17 protein-coding genes are annotated in these 18,193 nt (G+C 43.6%); 11 read left to right on the forward strand and 6 right to left on the reverse strand.

Going from position 1 to position 18,193, the window contains the following annotated elements; genetic code table 11:
- The first annotated feature begins 30 nt into the window (after positions 1–30).
- The 3 genes from RT064_RS01515 (at position 31) to RT064_RS01525 (ending at position 3,109) form a co-directional block, all read left to right on the forward strand.
- Positions 31–672, forward strand: a complete 642-nt coding sequence (locus tag RT064_RS01515) for a ubiquinone biosynthesis accessory factor UbiJ (RefSeq protein ID WP_313060555.1) — start codon at positions 31–33, stop codon at positions 670–672.
- A 145-nt stretch (positions 673–817) separates the two neighbouring features.
- Positions 818–2,482, forward strand: a complete 1,665-nt coding sequence (locus RT064_RS01520; RefSeq protein WP_313060556.1) for an ABC1 kinase family protein — start codon at positions 818–820, stop codon at positions 2,480–2,482.
- 6 nt (positions 2,483–2,488) lie between these two features.
- The gene (locus RT064_RS01525; protein WP_313060558.1) at positions 2,489–3,109 is read left to right on the forward strand and encodes a hypothetical protein; all 621 of its coding nucleotides are present in this window, start codon (positions 2,489–2,491) and stop codon (positions 3,107–3,109) included.
- An 18-nt stretch (positions 3,110–3,127) separates the two neighbouring features.
- Here the strand turns inward: RT064_RS01525 and RT064_RS01530 are convergent, their stop codons facing one another.
- From RT064_RS01530 to rubA, 3 genes are all read right to left on the reverse strand, one after another.
- Complete coding sequence (locus tag RT064_RS01530; RefSeq protein ID WP_313060560.1) at positions 3,128–4,093, reverse strand: alpha/beta fold hydrolase; 966 nt, start codon at positions 4,091–4,093, stop codon at positions 3,128–3,130.
- Positions 4,094–4,188: 95 nt separating this feature from the next.
- On the reverse strand, positions 4,189–5,616 hold the full coding sequence (locus RT064_RS01535; protein WP_313060562.1) for an FAD-dependent oxidoreductase: 1,428 nt from the start codon (positions 5,614–5,616) through the stop codon (positions 4,189–4,191).
- A 21-nt stretch (positions 5,617–5,637) separates the two neighbouring features.
- Positions 5,638–5,802 carry a rubredoxin RubA gene (gene rubA, locus RT064_RS01540; protein WP_036589380.1) on the reverse strand — a complete coding sequence of 55 codons (165 nt, stop codon included), beginning with the start codon at positions 5,800–5,802 and terminating at the stop codon, positions 5,638–5,640.
- A 385-nt stretch (positions 5,803–6,187) separates the two neighbouring features.
- On the opposite strand from rubA, the gene RT064_RS01545 reads away from it, so the two are divergent.
- Complete coding sequence (locus RT064_RS01545; RefSeq protein WP_313060566.1) at positions 6,188–6,724, forward strand: adenine phosphoribosyltransferase; 537 nt, start codon at positions 6,188–6,190, stop codon at positions 6,722–6,724.
- Positions 6,725–6,839: 115 nt separating this feature from the next.
- Here the strand turns inward: RT064_RS01545 and RT064_RS01550 are convergent, their stop codons facing one another.
- A complete protein-coding gene (locus RT064_RS01550; protein WP_313060568.1) occupies positions 6,840–7,778 on the reverse strand; it encodes a transaldolase in 939 nt (312 codons plus the stop codon).
- A 407-nt stretch (positions 7,779–8,185) separates the two neighbouring features.
- On the opposite strand from RT064_RS01550, the gene pheA reads away from it, so the two are divergent.
- The 7 genes from pheA to RT064_RS01585 all read left to right on the forward strand — a co-directional run bounded on the left by pheA (position 8,186) and on the right by RT064_RS01585 (position 15,820).
- Positions 8,186–9,286 (forward strand): prephenate dehydratase, encoded by a 1,101-nt coding sequence (gene pheA / locus RT064_RS01555; RefSeq protein WP_096488894.1) that lies wholly within the window; start codon positions 8,186–8,188, stop codon positions 9,284–9,286.
- 54 nt (positions 9,287–9,340) lie between these two features.
- Entirely contained in the window at positions 9,341–10,426 is a 1,086-nt protein-coding gene (gene hisC, locus RT064_RS01560) for a histidinol-phosphate transaminase (RefSeq protein WP_313060571.1), read from the forward strand.
- Between the two features lie 4 nt (positions 10,427–10,430).
- Positions 10,431–11,333: a DMT family transporter gene (locus tag RT064_RS01565; RefSeq protein WP_313060574.1), complete on the forward strand. Its 903-nt coding sequence runs from the start codon at positions 10,431–10,433 to the stop codon at positions 11,331–11,333.
- Positions 11,334–13,568 (forward strand): bifunctional prephenate dehydrogenase/3-phosphoshikimate 1-carboxyvinyltransferase, encoded by a 2,235-nt coding sequence (locus tag RT064_RS01570; RefSeq protein ID WP_313060576.1) that lies wholly within the window; start codon positions 11,334–11,336, stop codon positions 13,566–13,568.
- Between the two features lie 125 nt (positions 13,569–13,693).
- Positions 13,694–14,692 carry an EamA family transporter RarD gene (gene rarD / locus RT064_RS01575; RefSeq protein ID WP_313060579.1) on the forward strand — a complete coding sequence of 333 codons (999 nt, stop codon included), beginning with the start codon at positions 13,694–13,696 and terminating at the stop codon, positions 14,690–14,692.
- A gap of 11 nt (positions 14,693–14,703) precedes the next feature.
- The gene (gene folB, locus RT064_RS01580; RefSeq protein ID WP_313060581.1) at positions 14,704–15,231 is read left to right on the forward strand and encodes a dihydroneopterin aldolase; all 528 of its coding nucleotides are present in this window, start codon (positions 14,704–14,706) and stop codon (positions 15,229–15,231) included.
- Positions 15,232–15,271: 40 nt separating this feature from the next.
- Entirely contained in the window at positions 15,272–15,820 is a 549-nt protein-coding gene (locus RT064_RS01585) for a hypothetical protein (RefSeq protein ID WP_313060585.1), read from the forward strand.
- Here RT064_RS01585 and RT064_RS01590 read toward each other — a convergent pair.
- Together RT064_RS01590 and RT064_RS01595 are read right to left on the reverse strand one after the other, a co-directional pair.
- Positions 15,817–17,508 (reverse strand): sigma-54 dependent transcriptional regulator, encoded by a 1,692-nt coding sequence (locus tag RT064_RS01590; RefSeq protein ID WP_313060588.1) that lies wholly within the window; start codon positions 17,506–17,508, stop codon positions 15,817–15,819. The two genes, RT064_RS01585 and RT064_RS01590, sit on opposite strands and share 4 nt — an antisense overlap.
- Before the next feature lie 159 nt (positions 17,509–17,667).
- Positions 17,668–17,949: a subtilase-type protease inhibitor gene (locus RT064_RS01595; protein WP_313060590.1), complete on the reverse strand. Its 282-nt coding sequence runs from the start codon at positions 17,947–17,949 to the stop codon at positions 17,668–17,670.
- Between the last annotated feature and the right edge of the window lie 244 nt (positions 17,950–18,193).

Consider the following 18,193-nt stretch of genomic DNA (forward strand, 5'->3'; position numbering starts at 1 on the left):
ACTGAAATTTATATACTAAAAGAGAATCAGATGTTTACTGTATTACTACTCGCAGGCATTGAAAAAGTGGTTAATCTAGCGATTGCCACTGACCCCATCACCCAAGCAGGGTTACAACCGTTATCGGGCAAAGTTTTGCGCCTAGTGATGGCAGAGCCAGCCATTGAATTTGATACGATTTTTAATGATGACCATATCCGCTTTGAACCTGTGACGGTTGATGTTTTTGAACCTAAAGGTAGCGCTGTGGTAAGCAAACCTGATTGTGTTGTCAAGGTGGATAATCCTGTGCATTTGCTCAATTTGATGGGTGAACCACAAGGCAATCTGCCGATTGAGGGCGATTATAAAGTGCTGATGCAAGTCAAACAGTTAGTTGCTGGGTTTGACCCTGATATCATTGGTAAACTGCAACCTCTGATTGGTCTGCCGATGGCAAGTCAACTGTCTAATCTATTAGCCAACCTAAAAGGCACAATCGCTGCACCTGCCAAAGAGATGTTTGCCGATATTGCCAATATTAGAGAGTGGAAACCCAACGGTGCAAGTACTGATGACAATGTAAGCCATGAGTTAAAGCAACAGCTACTAAAACTGCGGGCGGATATTGAACGTGAACAAGCCAGACTCGATGCCATCAAGCAACAGCAAGCGGCTTTATTGCAAAAGTAGATTGCAAAAGTAAATTTATTGCAAAATTCGCTTTTGCACAATCAAAATGACGGGTTAAATCCCCGTCTTTTTTTTAACCATTAAAAAATTGCTTATATCATGCTAGAATTCCCACCATTGATAAGCTTTCTAACGAGTTGCCAACGTGTTACTAAATCATCGCAAACGTCTTTTACAACTGTGGCGCATTGCCGCTCATTATCGTGTTGATACCCATCTGCCTATTGAAGAGACGCCGCAGCTTGAGCCCATTGCCAAACTTATCCGTATGCACCCTGCCAGCTATTTTCAAAAACCCCATCCAGACGGGGTTAGGCTGGCGCTTGAAGAGATGGGCACGCTGTTTTTAAAATTAGGGCAGCTGCTTTCCACCCGTCGTGATTTGGTCACCCCTGAGATTATTGAGCAGTTGGTGCACCTGCAAGACAGGGTGAAACCCTTTAGTGTCGATACGGTTATCGAGCAAATTGAACAATCGACAAAAAAAGGCGGTTTGGGGCAACCTATCAATCAGCTATTTGCTAGATTTGATGGCACACCGTTAGCGGCGGCATCCATCGCCCAAGTACACACCGCACGCCTGCATGATGGGCGTGAAGTAGTAGTCAAAATAGTTCGCCCAACCATCCGTGAACAGATTATTGAAGATTTTGAATTATTGCGCGATTTGGCAGGGTGGGCATCGGCACGGATTGAAGCGGCGCGTGCCGTACATATTATCGATATCGTTGAAGATTATCGGCAAGTCTTGCTCAATGAGCTTGATTTAACCCTTGAAGCTGCCAATACCACCCAAATGCGTAACAACTTTTTGGGTTCATCGATGATGTATGTGCCTGAAGTGTATCAAGCCAGCAAAAACATCATGATTATGGAGCGCATTGTTGGGGTGCCGATTTCGCAAACCCAAGTATTTGATGCGCTTGGATATGATAGGGCGGCACTTGCGGCAAAAGGATTAACGATTTTTTTCACGCAAGTGTTTCGGGATAATTTCTTTCATGCCGATATGCACCCAGGCAATGTGTTTGTTGAAACGCTGCCAGCCGATATCCCAAATCCCAATCCCCGCTACATCGCCCTTGATTGCTCAATCGTGGGCGAGCTGTCTAAAGCTGACCAAATGATTGTGGCAAGGCTTTTATTATCGGTGATGAACAATAACTTTACCGGTCTAGTAGATATCATCGCGCGGGCAGGCTGGATTCCACCCAATACCGATAAATATGCCCTCATGCGCGATATGCGCCGCACCGTGTCACCGATGATTAGCAAGCCAATCAACGACATTGATTTTGCAGGCGTGCTCATGTCGGTGCTCGATATTGCGCGTCGCTATCATTTGGATATACCGCCGCAATTAATGTTGCTGCTTAAAACGCTAGTGCATGTGGAGGGTCTAGGACGAGATTTATACCCTGAGCTTGATATCTGGTCGCTCGCCAAACCGATTTTGACAGGCTGGGTGAAGCAGCAATTTGACCCAATGCAAAAAATTAGCGAGCTACGCAAGCAATTACCTGAATTGTTACTGAGTCTCAATGACATGCCACAATTGCTGGATAACAGTTTGCAAAGTCTGTCAAATCTGGGCGGGCACCAAGACCAGCAGCTGCGTGAAATACAGCAAATTCGCTCAGATATGCTCAAAAGTCGTCAGCAGGATTGGCTTGCGGTGCTTGGGTTTGTGGGGTCTTTGTTTATCGCGCAAATGATTGCCAGTCATGCCGTCTGGCAGGTGAGTAGCTGGCTTGCACCGATTTTTTATGTGATTGCAGTGGTGTTTGTATTGTGGCGGTTAATGGGGTAATTATGAATGGTAAAAACATTAGAAGATTTACAACCCCATACTGCCTTAATATTGCCGATTGTCATTTATCAGGAAAGGCTCAGTAAAAATGAGTTTCATTTTCAGTATTTGGTTGGTTTGAGTTGTTTCACCATAGGATTGTATTTATGTTATGTCATCGGCTCGTTAGCATTTAAAATTAACCATGATTTAATAACAACTGCGTTGTGGATACTATTTAATCCATTTACTTGGGTAGTATTTTGGTTAGGGTACCTTGCATTAACAGGGGCGAAAAAATCTTTAAAAAAGTTTGCCCAATTACCGCAACAGTTTGTCTTTGCCAACATTAGCCAAAACACAATTGAAATTTATTCTCATTTGAATGAGTTATGTTTTGATAGTACCTTTGACAATCTAGAATACTGTAAATCCCATGTTTTCAAAGGTACACACATTTTTGAAATTAAAGCAAAAAATAGCAAAAAAGTCGGTTTTGGCGTTAGCAGTGAATTGACTTCAACAATAGATAATCAAGACTATAGACTAAAAGGCTATGATGTTGCCTATATAATTAACCTTGCCAAAAATCGAACTGACAAAGGTGTAATGCTATTTAAAAAAGGTCTATATATCAATGGTTATTAATTTAAGATTAAATAATATTTAGGGATTATTGTTATTAAAATAATGCTCAACCAATAACTTGACGATTAAAGGCACAAAAGGTTTTGCCAAATCATGTCCCATGTCTTTAATCAAATGAAACTCACTGTGCGCAATCGCCTTGGCAATCGCCCGACCATGCGCCGATGGCACCAGCCCATCTTTTTCCCCATGAATGATAATGGTTGGCTGTTTGATTTTTTGGTCGAATTTAACAATAGAGCCAGTGGCTAATATTGCTTGCAGCTGCTGAAGCGCGCCACGTGGGTGATAACTACGTTCAAACCGCAAACGAATGAGCCGTTCTACTTCTTGCTCGTCCACATGATTGGGCGAGCCAATACGCTGCATACACCACACGCCATATGCGACCACGTCATCAATTTGGGTAGTTTTGGGATGTGACAGTAGGGTTTGTAGCTGCTTTGGCTTGGTGGGTGGTAAAAATGGCTTGTTGTTACTGGTAAACATGAGACCCAGTGTCGACACGCGTTTTGGGTATTTGGCAGCCAAGATTTGCGCAATCATCCCGCCCATAGATGCCCCCACCACATACACATTTTTCAGGGCTAACTTATCAAGCAAGCGGCGGGTATCTTCGACCATGTCAAATAAGTTATACGCCACAGGAAAATGACGGTTCGTCAAACCGACTTGCATACGCAGCATCATTTTGACATTGTTGATGGGAAAACGGGGGAAGGGTCGGGCGATTTTTGATGATAGCCCGATATCACGATTGTCAAAACGAATCACAAAAAAGCCTGCGTCAATCAAGCCTTTGACAAAACTGTCTGGCCAAAACACCAACTGCGAGCCCAAGCCCATGATCAGCAGCAAGGGCGGATGATCAGGATTGCCACCAACTTCAACACACAGTTGTAATTCATCACCAATGTCAATGATGGCACTTTGCATAAAGTCGGTAATCACTGAGGGTTCAAAATTAAATTTGGCTAAATCCATAATTTATTCCAAAAAAATCAATCTGCTAGTGGGGTGTTGAATGAACTTGCCGCATTAGATGACCCGTTGCACGAGCATGGCAACTAAGATAGTTACTAAGACAGCCAATCCGCCACTTGCTTGGTTAACGTTAAGCGCTGTTTTGCTGCTTCTTTACCGGCTAATACAAACCCTAAAATGCTATTAGTATCATTTTTTGGATGGGCGGTCATGACCATTCCGTCAGTGGTTTGGGTCGTTTGCCAATACAGTTGATCGTCACTGTACTGCCCCGATACGGGTAATACCACCAAAGGTAAACTAGGTGTTTTGATAGCCACTGGCATGGCAGGATACGTCACTTTGGTCGGCGCCATGTTAGGGTCAGCCAGGGTTTTTGCCAAGGCTTTGGCTTGGTTCATCAATGGCATGACATAGGGCATATAGCTACCCATCACGTTGGCACAATCGCCAATGGCATAAATGTGCTTTGCCGATGTGGCTAGGTAGGCATCGACCTTGATGCCTTGCTGCACTGTTCTGGGTAAATGGGTTATTGTAGGATTGATGTGCTGTGACGATGCTATGGCAATGTTCGCTGATACGGCAAGGTCAGTATTAGCCACCAAACCAATCGCTATCAAAACAATATCCGCCTCAAAGGTTTGTGATTGGTTATCCTTGTCAAACGAGATGGTCACGGTTGCATTATCGCTTGTATTAAGGTTTGTCGTGATACTGGTGATATCAGTGCCTAAATAAAATGTCACCCTTGACTGAGTCAAAGCGTCTTGTAACATGATACCTGCTTCGCTAGGGAGTTGCTGAGCCAGTGGGCGTGCCGCTTTATCAAACACTGCCACTGTGATGTCAGCGGTCGGGTTAGCTGTATTTTGACCAATCAAATCATTGGCAAATTCACAACCAATCAACCCTGCACCAATAATCGCTACCTTAACGGGCGCTGATTTTTGAGATTTTAGGGTGTTTAGACGCTGCTGAAAGCTTTTATATTCATCTAAATGATTGACGGCAAAAATGGTTTGGTGATTGACAGCTAGATTGGGTAATAGTCTAGAATGCGCGCCTGTCGCCAATACCAAATCTCGATAAGCAAGGGTTGTTTGAGACGCTTCATTGACTAACGAGCGAATCACAATGACTTGTTCAGCGGCATTAATATCGGTGACTTGATGAAAATTTAATAGGGTAAGGTTTAACGTTTCTGCCATTTTTGCCGCGCTCGCATTAGCGATGCTATCGGCAAGTTTGTTTTGCGCATAGGCATTTGACAAGGTGGGCTTAGCATAGCTATCACCACTGTCTTGACACACCATAAAGATAGGCAAGCTAGTCGTTAGCTTTCTGAGCTCACGCGCTAGCGTATAACCCGCCATCCCTGAGCCAATAATGATTACAGGTCGTGGTTCTGTACTTGACAGTGGCGCAATAGGCGCATCATTTGAAATGATACTGTCTAAGCTTATACTATTGTCACTGGTACTATCGATACTCGCACTATCGACATTGTTAGTTGATTGCATGATAAAACCCTATTATATTTATTATAGTTCAATCATTTCAAAGTCTACTTTGCTAACCCCACATTCAGGGCAAGTCCAATCTTCGGGAATATCTTCCCATCGTGTACCCGGAAGGATGCCTTCTTCTGGACAGCCCAGTGCCTCATCATACACCCAACCACACACGATACATTGATATTTTTTCATTGATAACTTTCTCTATATTAGTGGTAACTTTTGCTATTGAAGATAAGGATAAAAATTGCAATTACAATGCCGAGCAGTATGTTAACAATGCAAAATTCACGCAATCACCTAAAAATTTAACTTGCGATAGTTTACAAGTATGCACTGAAACAAGCAAGCCAATGACAGGCAACATTCAATCCCATATCGCAAATCTTTAAATCAGTTCGCCCAAGCCTAGCCTATTAATCATGGCTAAAGTAAATACTTAATGCCATCCATGACCTTGATTGGCTCAGGAGGAAAAAATTGCTAGAATGAAACACGCTTTAGCAATTTTTACTTAATTATTACTTCACACTTAAATTTTACTTAACTCTTATTTTTTCTGAACTCGGTCAATCCTATGCAATCAACTATCTCCCCTGATTCACCACACCCATTTTGGCAAATCATCAGAGTGGTACCTGATTTTCCCAAACAAGGCATTGCGTTTTATGATATCACGCCATTATTGCGCGCTCACGTCAATGCGGTAATTGATGCGTTACTGGCAGCGATACCACAGCCAGTATTCGATGCGGTCGATTGCTTTGGCGCCATTGAAGCGCGGGGGTTTATTTTTGCTAGCCTGTTGGCGGGTCGGACAGGCAAAGGTATGGTATTGGTACGCAAAGAAGGCAAGCTGCCACCGCCTGTGGCGAAAAAAAGCTATGCGCTAGAATATGGTACCGATACGCTAGAAATGCAGGCGGGACTTACGCCCGCGAATGTGTTGTTGGTGGATGATATATTGGCGACAGGCGGTACCTTGAGCGCTGCGGTGGGACTTTGTGAATCCGTAGGACATCAAGTATTAGGCGCACTTGTGTTACTTGATTTGGTGAATTTGCATCAACCGCTAGATATACCACTTTATACTGTGTTGCAAGCTAAAGGTTAGTGGGGTGGCATGGGGCTAATCATGATTAAAGGACATGATTAGCCGCTAACAAAAATTTAATGAACCAAGCTTTATTCATCAAAGTTTTAATGAATAAAGCTTTAATTAACAAAGCTTAGTTAACCAAGCCTCTCAAGGTTTGCTCTAACGCTTCTCGAGCTTGGATAAAGCCTTCAATACCAGCAGATAATAACGCTTGGCTGATAGGATCAAGCGCATGCTGCTCGGCAAATTGGGTCTCATCGAGGGTTTCTTTTTTGAGGTCAATAAATTTCATGTCTGGGAATAGCTGACGCTCGACTTTGACGTCCATCGTGGCAAGTTGGTCTAGCAAATCAGGCGCAATCGTTAATAAATCACAACCTGCCAAAGCTAATATTTGCTCAATACTGCGAAAACTCGCGCCCATGATTTGGGTGGTGTAGCCATATTGTTTGAAGTAATGATAGATAGTTTTGACTGAGCTCACGCCTTTATCACGGCTGATTTCGATGCTATCGAGTCCTTCATCTTTTTTCTGCCAATCCAAAATCCGTCCGACAAATGGCGAAATCAAGGTAACATCGGCATCGGCACAGGCTTTGGCTTGGTGCAAGCCAAATAGCAGCGTCACGTTACAATGGATACCTTGTTGCTCTAGTGCTTTGGCAGCTTGGATGCCTTCCCACGTGCCAGCGATTTTGATGAGTACGCGTTTTTTATCAATCCCAGCGGCTTCATACGCTTTGATAAATTGCTGCGCTTTGACAATGGTGCCATCGGTATCATAAGACAACCTTGCATCCACTTCGGTCGAAACACGACCATCAATCAGTTTTAAAATTTCGGTACCGATATAAATGGTGAGCTCATCAATCACCGCATCGATATCATTGGGGTGTTTTTTTAATGTCTCAATTAAAATAGGCTGCATTTGTGGCGCTGACAATGCCTTGGTAATCAAGCTTGGGTTGGTGGTCGCATCGACTGGTTTTAAGCGGGCAATCGCTTGCAAATCCCCAGTATCTGCCACAATGGTTGTCATCATTTTTAGTTGGTTTAAGCTGCTAGTCATGTACTTTCCTAAATGTCAAATTGCTGCGTGTCACTGATAACCTATCAGGGACAAAATGGTATGGTTTCATTCAATGTTGTTTAACCTATGTCAAAAGCTATCACAAACATTGTGACAATCGCTAGTTTTTTTTCTATTTTGCAAGTATTTGTTAAGCATCAAACCAAAAAATCCAACTTTTTTTAGGGTATGCCAAAAATATTGTGTCTATATCACTATTTGTGATGAAAAAGCGCCGAGCGAAACTCGATTAACAGGCGTGATTTGTGCTAGTATTAGGCAATTTCTGCTATAAAGCCATTTGGTAACTTTGTATATTTCAAGGTATATTTTAAGCTAGGCTGCCTGTGATTTATGACCCCCAGTCCTATCGCGCAGGTCAGTGTTGACTGTTGAGTTGTAATTTTATGAATGAACAAACGATGAGCAATGATGAATTAATGGGACTTCGCCAAAAAATCGATGAAGTGGATGAAAAAATCCAGCGATTAATCAACGAGCGAGCAGGCTATGCGGTGCAAGTAGCCAAAGCCAAAAAGACGCAAGAGGACAATCCGATTTTTTATCGTCCAGAGCGGGAAGCACAGGTGCTAAAAAAAGTGATGGCGCGTAATGAGGGTCCACTCCCTGCCGATAAAATGGCACGTTTATTCCGCGAAATCATGTCAGTATGTTTAGACTTAGAAGCCCCACAAAAAATTGCTTATTTGGGCCCTGCAGGCACCTTTACCCATATGGCAGCGCTGAAGCATTTTGGTAAAGCCGCCACGACAGTGCCGCTATCGACCATTGCTGATGTGTTTCGTGAAGTGGAAGCCGGCTCTGCGATGTATGGCGTCGTCCCTGTGGAAAATTCGTCAGAAGGCGTGGTTAACCATACCCTTGATGGCTTTTTATCCTCCGATCTGAAAATCATTGGTGAGGTAGAATTACCGGTGCATCATCAATTTTTGGTGGGTGAGCATACCAAAGTGGGCGCAATTTCAAAAATTTATGCCCACAGCCAAGCGCTTGCCCAATGCCGCCAATGGTTAGATACCCATTATCCCAATGTCGAGCGTGTGGCGGTCTCTAGCAATGGTGAAGCGGCGCGCCGTATCAAAAATGAGTGGCACTCAGCCGCCATTGCAGGGGAAGTGGCAGCAAGCGAATATAATTTGCACAAACTATTTGAAAATATCGAAGATACCCCGTCCAATACCACACGTTTTTTAATCATTGGCCGCGAAGCAGTAGCGCCGTCAGGTCAAGATAAAACCTCGATTTTAGTGGCAGCCAAAGATCAGGCGGGTGCGCTGATTCAAATACTGCAGCCACTCGCAAAACATGGCGTGTCGATGACCAGTATCGAAACCCGCCCAGAGCGTCCAAACAAATGGGCGTATGTGTTCTTTATTGATATGCTCGGTCATATTGACGATGCCAACATGCAGGCAGCGCTCGCTGAGATTCGCCCGCAAGTCAAAGATTTACGGGTACTAGGCGCTTATCCAAAAGCGGTGATTTAACCGTTTTTGGCAATAAAATTTTATCAGTATCAATTATCAACTAAAGGTTTTGATATGACGATCCAATCGGTCAATCACAGTATTGAGCAGTTAAAAGCTTATGAAATGGATAAGTCCAATGAAGAGCTGACCCGTGAGTATGGCTTGGGTGACATCGTTAAATTGGCGAGCAATGAAAACCCCACGGGCTGCTCACCACACGTGACCTTGGCAATCACGTCAAAACTGGGCGAATTATCGCGTTATCCCGATGGCGCAGGGCAAGGGCTTAAACAAGCCTTAGCCGATTTTTTGGGCTGCGAAACAAAACAAATTGTGTTGGGGAATGGCTCTAATGAGTTACTCAATAACATTACCGCAAGCTTTGCCGATGGCGATGATGTGATTGTGTATTCTCAATACGCGTTTTCGGATTACGAGTTGGCATCTTTGGGTATTAGTGAGCGAACCCAACAAGTCGCTGCCAAAAATTTTGCTCATGATTTGCCTGCGATGCTTGAGACGGTCAATCAAACCGCCAATTGTAAAATGGTGATTATCACCAATCCCAACAACCCCACAGGCACCGTGCTCGTCAAAGATGACCTGATTAAATTCATCAAAAAAGTGCCATCGGAGGTGTTGGTGGTGATTGATGAGGCTTACATCGAATTTGTGCCAACGCTCAGCTGTGTAGATTTGATCCAAGAGTATGACAATGTCATTGTGCTACGTAGCTTTTCCAAAGCTTATGGACTGGCAGCCTTGCGCATTGGTTATGCCGTAAGCAGCGCAAGCATTGCCGAGATTTTAAATTATACGCACCAGTCGTTTAATACCAGTACGTTGGCGCATGCCGCCGCCACAGCAGCGATTAAAGACCAACATTTTATTAACCAATATTTGGCGTTTAACCATGAGCAAAGACAAGCCTTATATGATGGCTTGGATAGCTTAGGTGTCGTCTATGTCAAATCAGCGACCAACTTTGTGATGGTCAATGTCGGTGATGGCATGGACATCTACCAAACTTTGATTGAGCAAGGTGTGGTAGTGCGGCCGATGGTTGGCTACGGTCTGCCAGCCTGGATACGTGTGAGTGTGGGTTTGCCTGAAGAAATTAATCGTTTTTTAGATACGTTGGCGCAGGTATTGAGCTGAGCCAATGTTAGAAAAAAAGTTAGAAAAAAATCGTGAAGTATTTTGGCATTTTTTAGCGTTATTTGTGGTCATCGTTTGGGGAACAACGTTAGCAAGCACCAAGGTGTTGCTGGCGGATATGTCACCCATTCAGATTTTGCTGTATCGGTCGTTATTTGCCTATGGGTTATTGTTTGTCATGTCACCTAGACTGCAAACCTTTAGCAGTGTAAAAAACGAAGTGTTGTATTTTTTGTCGGGGCTGTGCGGTATCACCTTGTATTTTTTGCTAGAAAACACCGCCTTGCTATATACCTATAGCAGTAACGCGGCGCTGCTAGTCACAGCATCCCCTTTGTTTACGGTGCTGATTGCCAGTTTTATCATTAAAACCCATGCCTTTAGCAAGTTGCTGTTGATTGCCTGTGTGATGGCGTTGGTTGGCGTGGCGTTGGTACTGGCGAATCAGCCGATGAATTTAACCAATGGCATGCTGGGTAATATTTTGGCAATATTAAGTGGGTTGGCATGGTCGTTGTTTGGGTTTGCTAACAGTGCCATTAAAGATGAACTGAACCCGATGGTACGCATGCGTAAAGTGTTTTTGTATGGCATAATCACCGCGTCGCTGTATATGCTTGTGACAGGTGAAGCCTTTATCAACCTTCACGTGTTTACGCCCATCAATCTGGCAAATTTGCTGTTTTTGGGTGGTATCGCTTCCGCCTTGTGTTTTGTGTTGTGGACCAATGCCAATAAGCATTTGGGCGTAGTAAAAACCTCGCTGTATATTTATTTTATTCCGTTGATTGCGGTATTGTTGGGCGTGGTTTTATTGGGTGAAACAATCACTATCAGCACTATTTTGGGTGGGGTTTTGATTGCGTTGGCAGTCTTTTTAGCAAATTATAAAAAATCGGTAAGTTAAATGTTTGAAAAAGTGTGTTTTATTGGGCTAGGGCTCATTGGTGCAAGTTTGGCGCAAGCCATGCGTGATAAAAAATTGGCCAAATCAATTGTGGCGGTCAGCCGTTCACAATCAACCATTGATAAAGGTATCAACTACGGACTGCTTGATGCAGGATTTGATGATGCTGCCCTTGCGGTGCAAGGGTCAGACTTGGTGGTGATAGCCACGCCGGTACAGGCGGTCAAAAAGATTTTTGAACAAATCAAACCCTTCATTACCGATAACACCATTATCATGGATGTGGGCAGTACCAAAGGCAATATCATTGCAGACGCCAGCGCGGTGTTTGGTGAGGATATGCCCAAAGGTTTTGTGCCAGCCCATCCGATTGCAGGGGCAGAAAAATCAGGGATTGATGCGCGTAATGCCAAACTATTTGATAACCATAAAATTATCTTAACGCCGCTAGATACCACTAGCAAACAAGCCGTTAAAAAAGTGATTGCACTATGGGCGCAGACTGGCGCAGAAGTGGTGACCATGTCAGCGGATTATCATGATAAGGTGCTCGCGCGTACCAGTCATTTACCCCACTTGCTCGCCTACAATCTAGTCGCGCAACTAGCCAAGCACAACGACAATATGGATATTTTTCGTTTCGCGGCGGGTGGCTTTCGTGATTTTACCCGTATCGCCGCCAGCGACCCAACCATGTGGCATGATATTTTTTATGCCAATAAAACCGCGCTCCTCGATGCCATTGATGAATTTAGTGAGCAACTAAGCCAATTAAAAGCAATTATCGAGACCAATGATTCTGAGCAGATGCTAGGTATATTGACCCAAGCCCAAGCCGCCCGACAACATTTTGGACATATGTTAAATAAAACGCCTTATTTGGAAAAACAAGCCATGAAGCAAACTTACGTTATCGCCCCAGCTCAACAATTTGAAGGCAGTCACACCGTCGCAGGAGACAAGTCTATTTCCCACCGTTCAATTATGTTTGGTTCGTTAGCCAAAGGTACCACCACAGTGACAGGTTTTTTGGAAGGTGAGGATGCACTCGCTACTTTGCAAGCCTTTCGCGATATGGGCGTTGTGATTGAAGGTCCAAACCAAGGCAGGGTAGTGATTCATGGGGTTGGATTACATGGGTTAAAACCCTCGCATGATCCGCTATACATGGGTAATTCAGGCACCAGTATGCGCTTGTTATCAGGTATTTTATCAGCACAAAAATTTGATTCGGTGATGACGGGCGATCCGAGTTTATCCAAACGTCCCATGGAACGGGTCGCCAAGCCCCTGCGTGAGATGGGCGCCAAAATCCAAACCACGGGCGAAAAGGGCACACCGCCGATTAGCATCACCGGCAATCAAACTTTAACAGGTATCCGCTATGAAATGCCGATGGCATCAGCGCAGGTCAAATCGTGTTTGCTACTAGCAGGGCTATGGGCACAAGGCACTACCACGGTGATTGAGCCAGAAGTGACGCGCGATCACACCGAGCGCATGCTGACGGCATTTGGTTATCCTGTAACAGTGTCAAAAGTGCACAATGGCAATCAAATTAGTGTGACAGGGGGCGGTGAATTAACGGCGTGTGATATCGCAGTGCCTGCTGATATCTCATCCGCGGCATTTTTTATGGTGGCAGGCGCCATCGCCCAACAAGGCAATGTGACCATCAACAAAGTGGGCATCAATCCCACGCGCACCGGCGTGATTGATATCTTAAAGCTGATGGGTGCTGATTTGGCATTGACCAATGAAACCACCGTCGGCGGTGAGCCAGTTGCCGATATCGTGGTGAAATCTTCAAAGTTGCAAGGTATTGAGATTCCTGAGCACTTAGTGCCACTCGCCATTGATGAGTTCCCTGTGCTGTTTGTGGCAGCAAGTTGTGCCACGGGTAAAACAGTGCTACATGGCGCAGCTGAACTGCGCGTTAAAGAATCTGACCGTATTCAAGTTATGGCAGATGGGCTAAAAACCTTAGGAATTGCTTGTACTGTACTCGATGATGGCATTGAAATTGAAGGTCGCGGTGATGTGGTACAGGTGTTTGGCGGTGGTGAGATTGAATGTCACCATGACCATCGGATTGCCATGAGTTTTACTGTGGCAAGTTTGCGCGCAAGTGATACGATTACCATTCATGGTACTGAAACGGTCAATACCAGCTTCCCTAACTTTGCTGAATTGGTCAATAGTGCAGGATTGCAAGTTAAAGTGGTGACTAACTAAATCTTAGGTGAGCTAAACTTGTATCACTTTCGCAAGTCTTTACATGGATGACATGAAAACTAAGATAGACTATGACTTTCTTAGTTTTTACTTTTTTATAAAAAATAAAATTTATCGTTGTGTTAATGAAAAATCAAATCCCCGAACATCAAATCCTTAAGAGTCAAATCCCCCAAAATCAAACAATTGATATCATCAATAGTGACATTCCGACCCGTGCCGTTAATATTACTGACCATGAAAAACCAACCATAGTGACCACCCCCAAAGGGGTATTAACCGCGCTGGCGGCTTTTTTAATTTGGGGGTTTTTCCCGCTGTATTTTAAGCTACTCAAAGATTATGATGCGATTGAAATCATTGGGCATCGAATTATTTGGACGTTTGTCACGATTTTACTAATCATGACAGTGACCAAAAACTGGCACTGGGTAAAAGTGATTAAAGCCAACCCAAAATGGCTACTTTATACTGCCGTCTCGGGGACGATTATCTCAGTCAATTGGCTGGTGTACGTGTGGGCGGTCAATCATGATCAGATTTTGGAAGCCAGTTTGGGCTATTATATTGGTCCGTTGATGGGTATTTTACTATCCCTTGTGGTCATCAAAGAAAAACTGCGTCCTTTGCAATGGATGGCAGTGATTTTGGCAGCGATAGGTGTGGCGATTCAGCTGGTCGTGCTAGGTAAATTGCCGTGGGTATCGTTATTGTTGGCGAGTAGCTTTTCTGTGTATGGTTTGATGCATCGCCATACCCCGCTTGACGCGCTGTCTGCGATGTTTATCGAAACGGCATTATTGGTGCCGGTCTTTATTGGCTGGTTTGCTATGCATGATGTTGCTAGTAGTCAGCTAGATTTTTGGCTGTCGCCATCAATTTTTTTATTGATGATTGCAGGGCCTGTGACCTTGATACCTTTGCTCATGTTTAATAAAGCCACCAAAATGGTCAATTTTAGCTTATTGAGCTTTTTAAATTATTTGACCCCATCCATGATTTTTTTATTGGCGATATTCTTGTATCATGAGCCTTTTAACATTTATAAATTGATAACCTTTGCCTTTATTTGGACAGGGTTGGTATTTTTTAGTTATGATTTAATCAAACAACGAAATACCTAACGAGAGTAAAAATGACCACACCAGAAACCACCCAACAAACTAAGCTTGAAACGCCCCACAATACCACGCAAGCGACCACACAAAAAACCATGCATGAATCACTATATTCAGCGGCGGATGCCTTACATGCGATTGCAAACGAAAAGTCCAACAGTCAGCCAATTAAGCTGACGGGCAATTCAACGGATATGGTATTTGTCAAGGGGCTCAAAGTCGATGCCGTGATTGGTGTGTATGAGTGGGAGCAGCAAATAACCCAACCGTTGATTTTTGATATTGAAATGGTTGGCTGTCAATACCAAGCGTCGCAGACTGATAATATTCAAGATGCCATCAATTATAAAAGTGTCAGTGAGCGCGTAGCTGAAGTGAGCATTGCCAACAAAGTGGCGCTGTTAGAGCGATTAGCGCAATTGGTCGCTGAGATGATTTTGGCAGAATTTGCCCCAGAAAAAGTCACAGTGACGATTCACAAACCCACCGCCATCAAACAAGCCGATAGTGTGGGGGTTAAAATTACCCGTTTTCAGCAAAATTAATTAGCCTAAGCAAAAAATATGTTTATTTGAGCATTTGAGTATGAGTGTACCACCGCGTGATGTCATAGTCATCGAAGCCTGCGTTTTGTCGTTAGCCAGTAATGTCAAACAACTTTATTATTTAGAAAAAGCCAAAGACTGGCTGCAAAACTTTGGCACTTTGACCCTCAGCGCGATTCATAGTAGTGAAGATATCCGTATCGAGAACAATTTAAACAACGATTTAAACAAGCAAACATCCAATACAGCGGTTTATTTTAACCAAGTGGCTTATTTAGCATTTGCGCAGCCAATAGATTATTGGCAATGGCTACAACTCACCAAGAAGTTTGAACAGCAACAAGACAGACTTCTGTACCAAAAACCCGCTGTTACGTTAGACATCGATATCATTGCAGTAAAATGTTTGCATCAAATTGACAATATCGACCGAAACCTTGATGAAAAAGGCAATCGATTCGTACTATTTGCTAAATCAGCAAACCAGTGGTTAGGCATCAGCCGTCGGTTTCCACTGGCTTGTTATGACCAAGTAGGGATAGTAGATTTATCAAAAAATATCGATTTGTCCTTTATTCGAAGTTTTTAATCCTCATCGCTGTCACTATCACTATGAATATCACTGTCATTATCAATGCCCAATTTTTTCATACGGTAGCGCAGTGAGCGAAACGTTGTATTTAATAATTTAGCGGCTTGGGTGCGATTCCAACCACTGCAGTTGAGCGCTGTGATAATGACTTTTCGTTCTTGATTCATCAAATATTCTTCCAGCCCTTCTTCAGGCAGTTGATCTTCTTCAGCAGAGGGCTGGGCTAAATTAGGCGCATTGATACCCGCTGTCGGCGCATTTAAGGTTAACGCTTCATGGGTGGATTGGATCGGTGTGGGCGCAAATTGAATATTGGGTTTGACTTTATAACCACTTGCAAACAAGTTGCTGCTATAGAAAGTATTGATGGGGCTATTTGCGATGGACTTAGGCTCGGCTAAGGGCGTAACTTTTGGCGCGCTCGGTTGACTCGGTATTGATAACACGGATTGATTGGGGGTTTCTGTGATTTCATGAGTTTTTTGGATTTCATGGATTCTAGGAGTGTCAGGCGATACGTTGGCGGCAGATAATGGCAAATTCAAATGATTGGCTTCAATCACATTACCATCAGCTAGGGTAATCGCGCGCTCTAAGATATTTCTTAATTCACGCACGTTGCCTGCGAAGTGATGGTTTGCCAATTGAACAGCGGCTTCATTCGATAATGTCGGTGGCTGCGATAGTCCCCAATCGTCTGCAATCAAAGCGATAAAATGATTGGCCAACAGTAAAATATCATCACGCCGTTCATTGAGGCTTGGTAATTTTACTTCAATCACGTTGATACGATAATATAAATCTTGTCTAAATTCACCCGTTTCGACAAGCTTAGCCAAATTTTTATGGGTAGCGGATAAAAGCCGCACATCCACGGCAATTTCTTGGGTGCTCCCAATTGGGCGGATTTTCTTTTCTTGAATCGCGCGTAATAATTTGACTTGCATGGAAATCGGCAAGTCCGCTACTTCATCCAAAAATAGCGTGCCGCCATTTGCTTGTTGGAATAACCCTTCTTTGTCTGCGGTAGCGCCAGTAAAGCTGCCTTTTTTGTGCCCAAAGAACTCGCTTTCCATCAACTCTGATGGGATGGCGCCGCAGTTAACAGGCACAAAATTGGCAGAGCAGCGCGGGCTTAAATCATGAATCAGCTTGGCAACGACTTCTTTACCGGTACCCGACTCACCCCACAAAAATACGGGCGCTTGGCTACGCGCCAATTTTTGGATGGTGGTTTTGAGCTGGGCAATGGCGTTAGATTGTCCAATTAGGCGACTGCTAAAAGGATCATAGACTTCTTTACAATTGAGTTTGTTGGCATTTTCCGCCACCTTCAAGGCGTTTTCGACCAACTGGCGCAGCCGTGATAGCTCAAGTGGCTTATTGACAAAATCAAAGGCGCCCAATTTTAACGCTTCAATCGCCAAATCCATGCTACCGTGAGCGGTAATCACTGCCACGGGGGTTTTGGCATAATTTTTACTGATAAATTTAACGATATCAAGTCCTGTGCCATCAGGAAGTTTGAGATCGGTTAAGCAAAAATCAAAATTATACGCTTGAAGATGGCTGATGCCAGTGGCATAGTCATAGGCGACTTTGGTTTCAATGCCCATTTTTTTGAGTGTCATCTGCATCAAGCGACACAAATCTACTTCATCATCAATAATAAGCGCTAATGCCATACAGATGCAAAACCTTTAACACAAAGTAATTAGAGGGGATTATAACACTTCGCTCATTTTGTCGTCAGTAAGCTATGGCAAACAAGCTAGTGCAGACGTTATGGCGGGCTAACTTATGATAGCCCAGTTATTTGCTAGATCAGTCACTTACTAACTCAGTTACTTGCTAGTCTCTGACTCACAAGCACCCTTGGTGATACTCATAGTCTTGTCCATAGCATTGACGCTATTATTTGCCATACAGGCATTGCCATAGGTTTGATAGTGGACGATGCCATTATTGATGGTTTTGACGCAGACAGGATCATATTGCATGGTGCACATCATCTCAGGTTTCTTGATGGGCTGAGGCATAGGTTGGGGGTTTTGTTGAGCTGGGCTAACAGCTTGGCAACCAAATAAACTTAATGAAAAGCATAATGGGGTAAGAAACTTAAACATAGCATTTCCTTATTGTGTTCAGTAGGTGATATAACAGGTGATACAAGCCGCACTGAGTATACCAAAACTCAGTGAAATCATCGCCAATAATAACCCACTTGCCAAATTATTATTGCTATTATCTGTTACCAAGTCTTTAAAACGTAAACGGGTAAAGCCATGCGTGAAATTTGTTAGCGCATTTTATTTTAGAAACCTTTGCACGAATAAACACACAAAAGTTCATTAAATTGGTATAATACAA

Origin of the sequence: Moraxella sp. CTOTU49097, assembly GCF_032064105.1 — a bacterium.
GTDB classification, from domain to species: Bacteria; Pseudomonadota; Gammaproteobacteria; order Pseudomonadales; family Moraxellaceae; genus Faucicola; species Faucicola osloensis_B.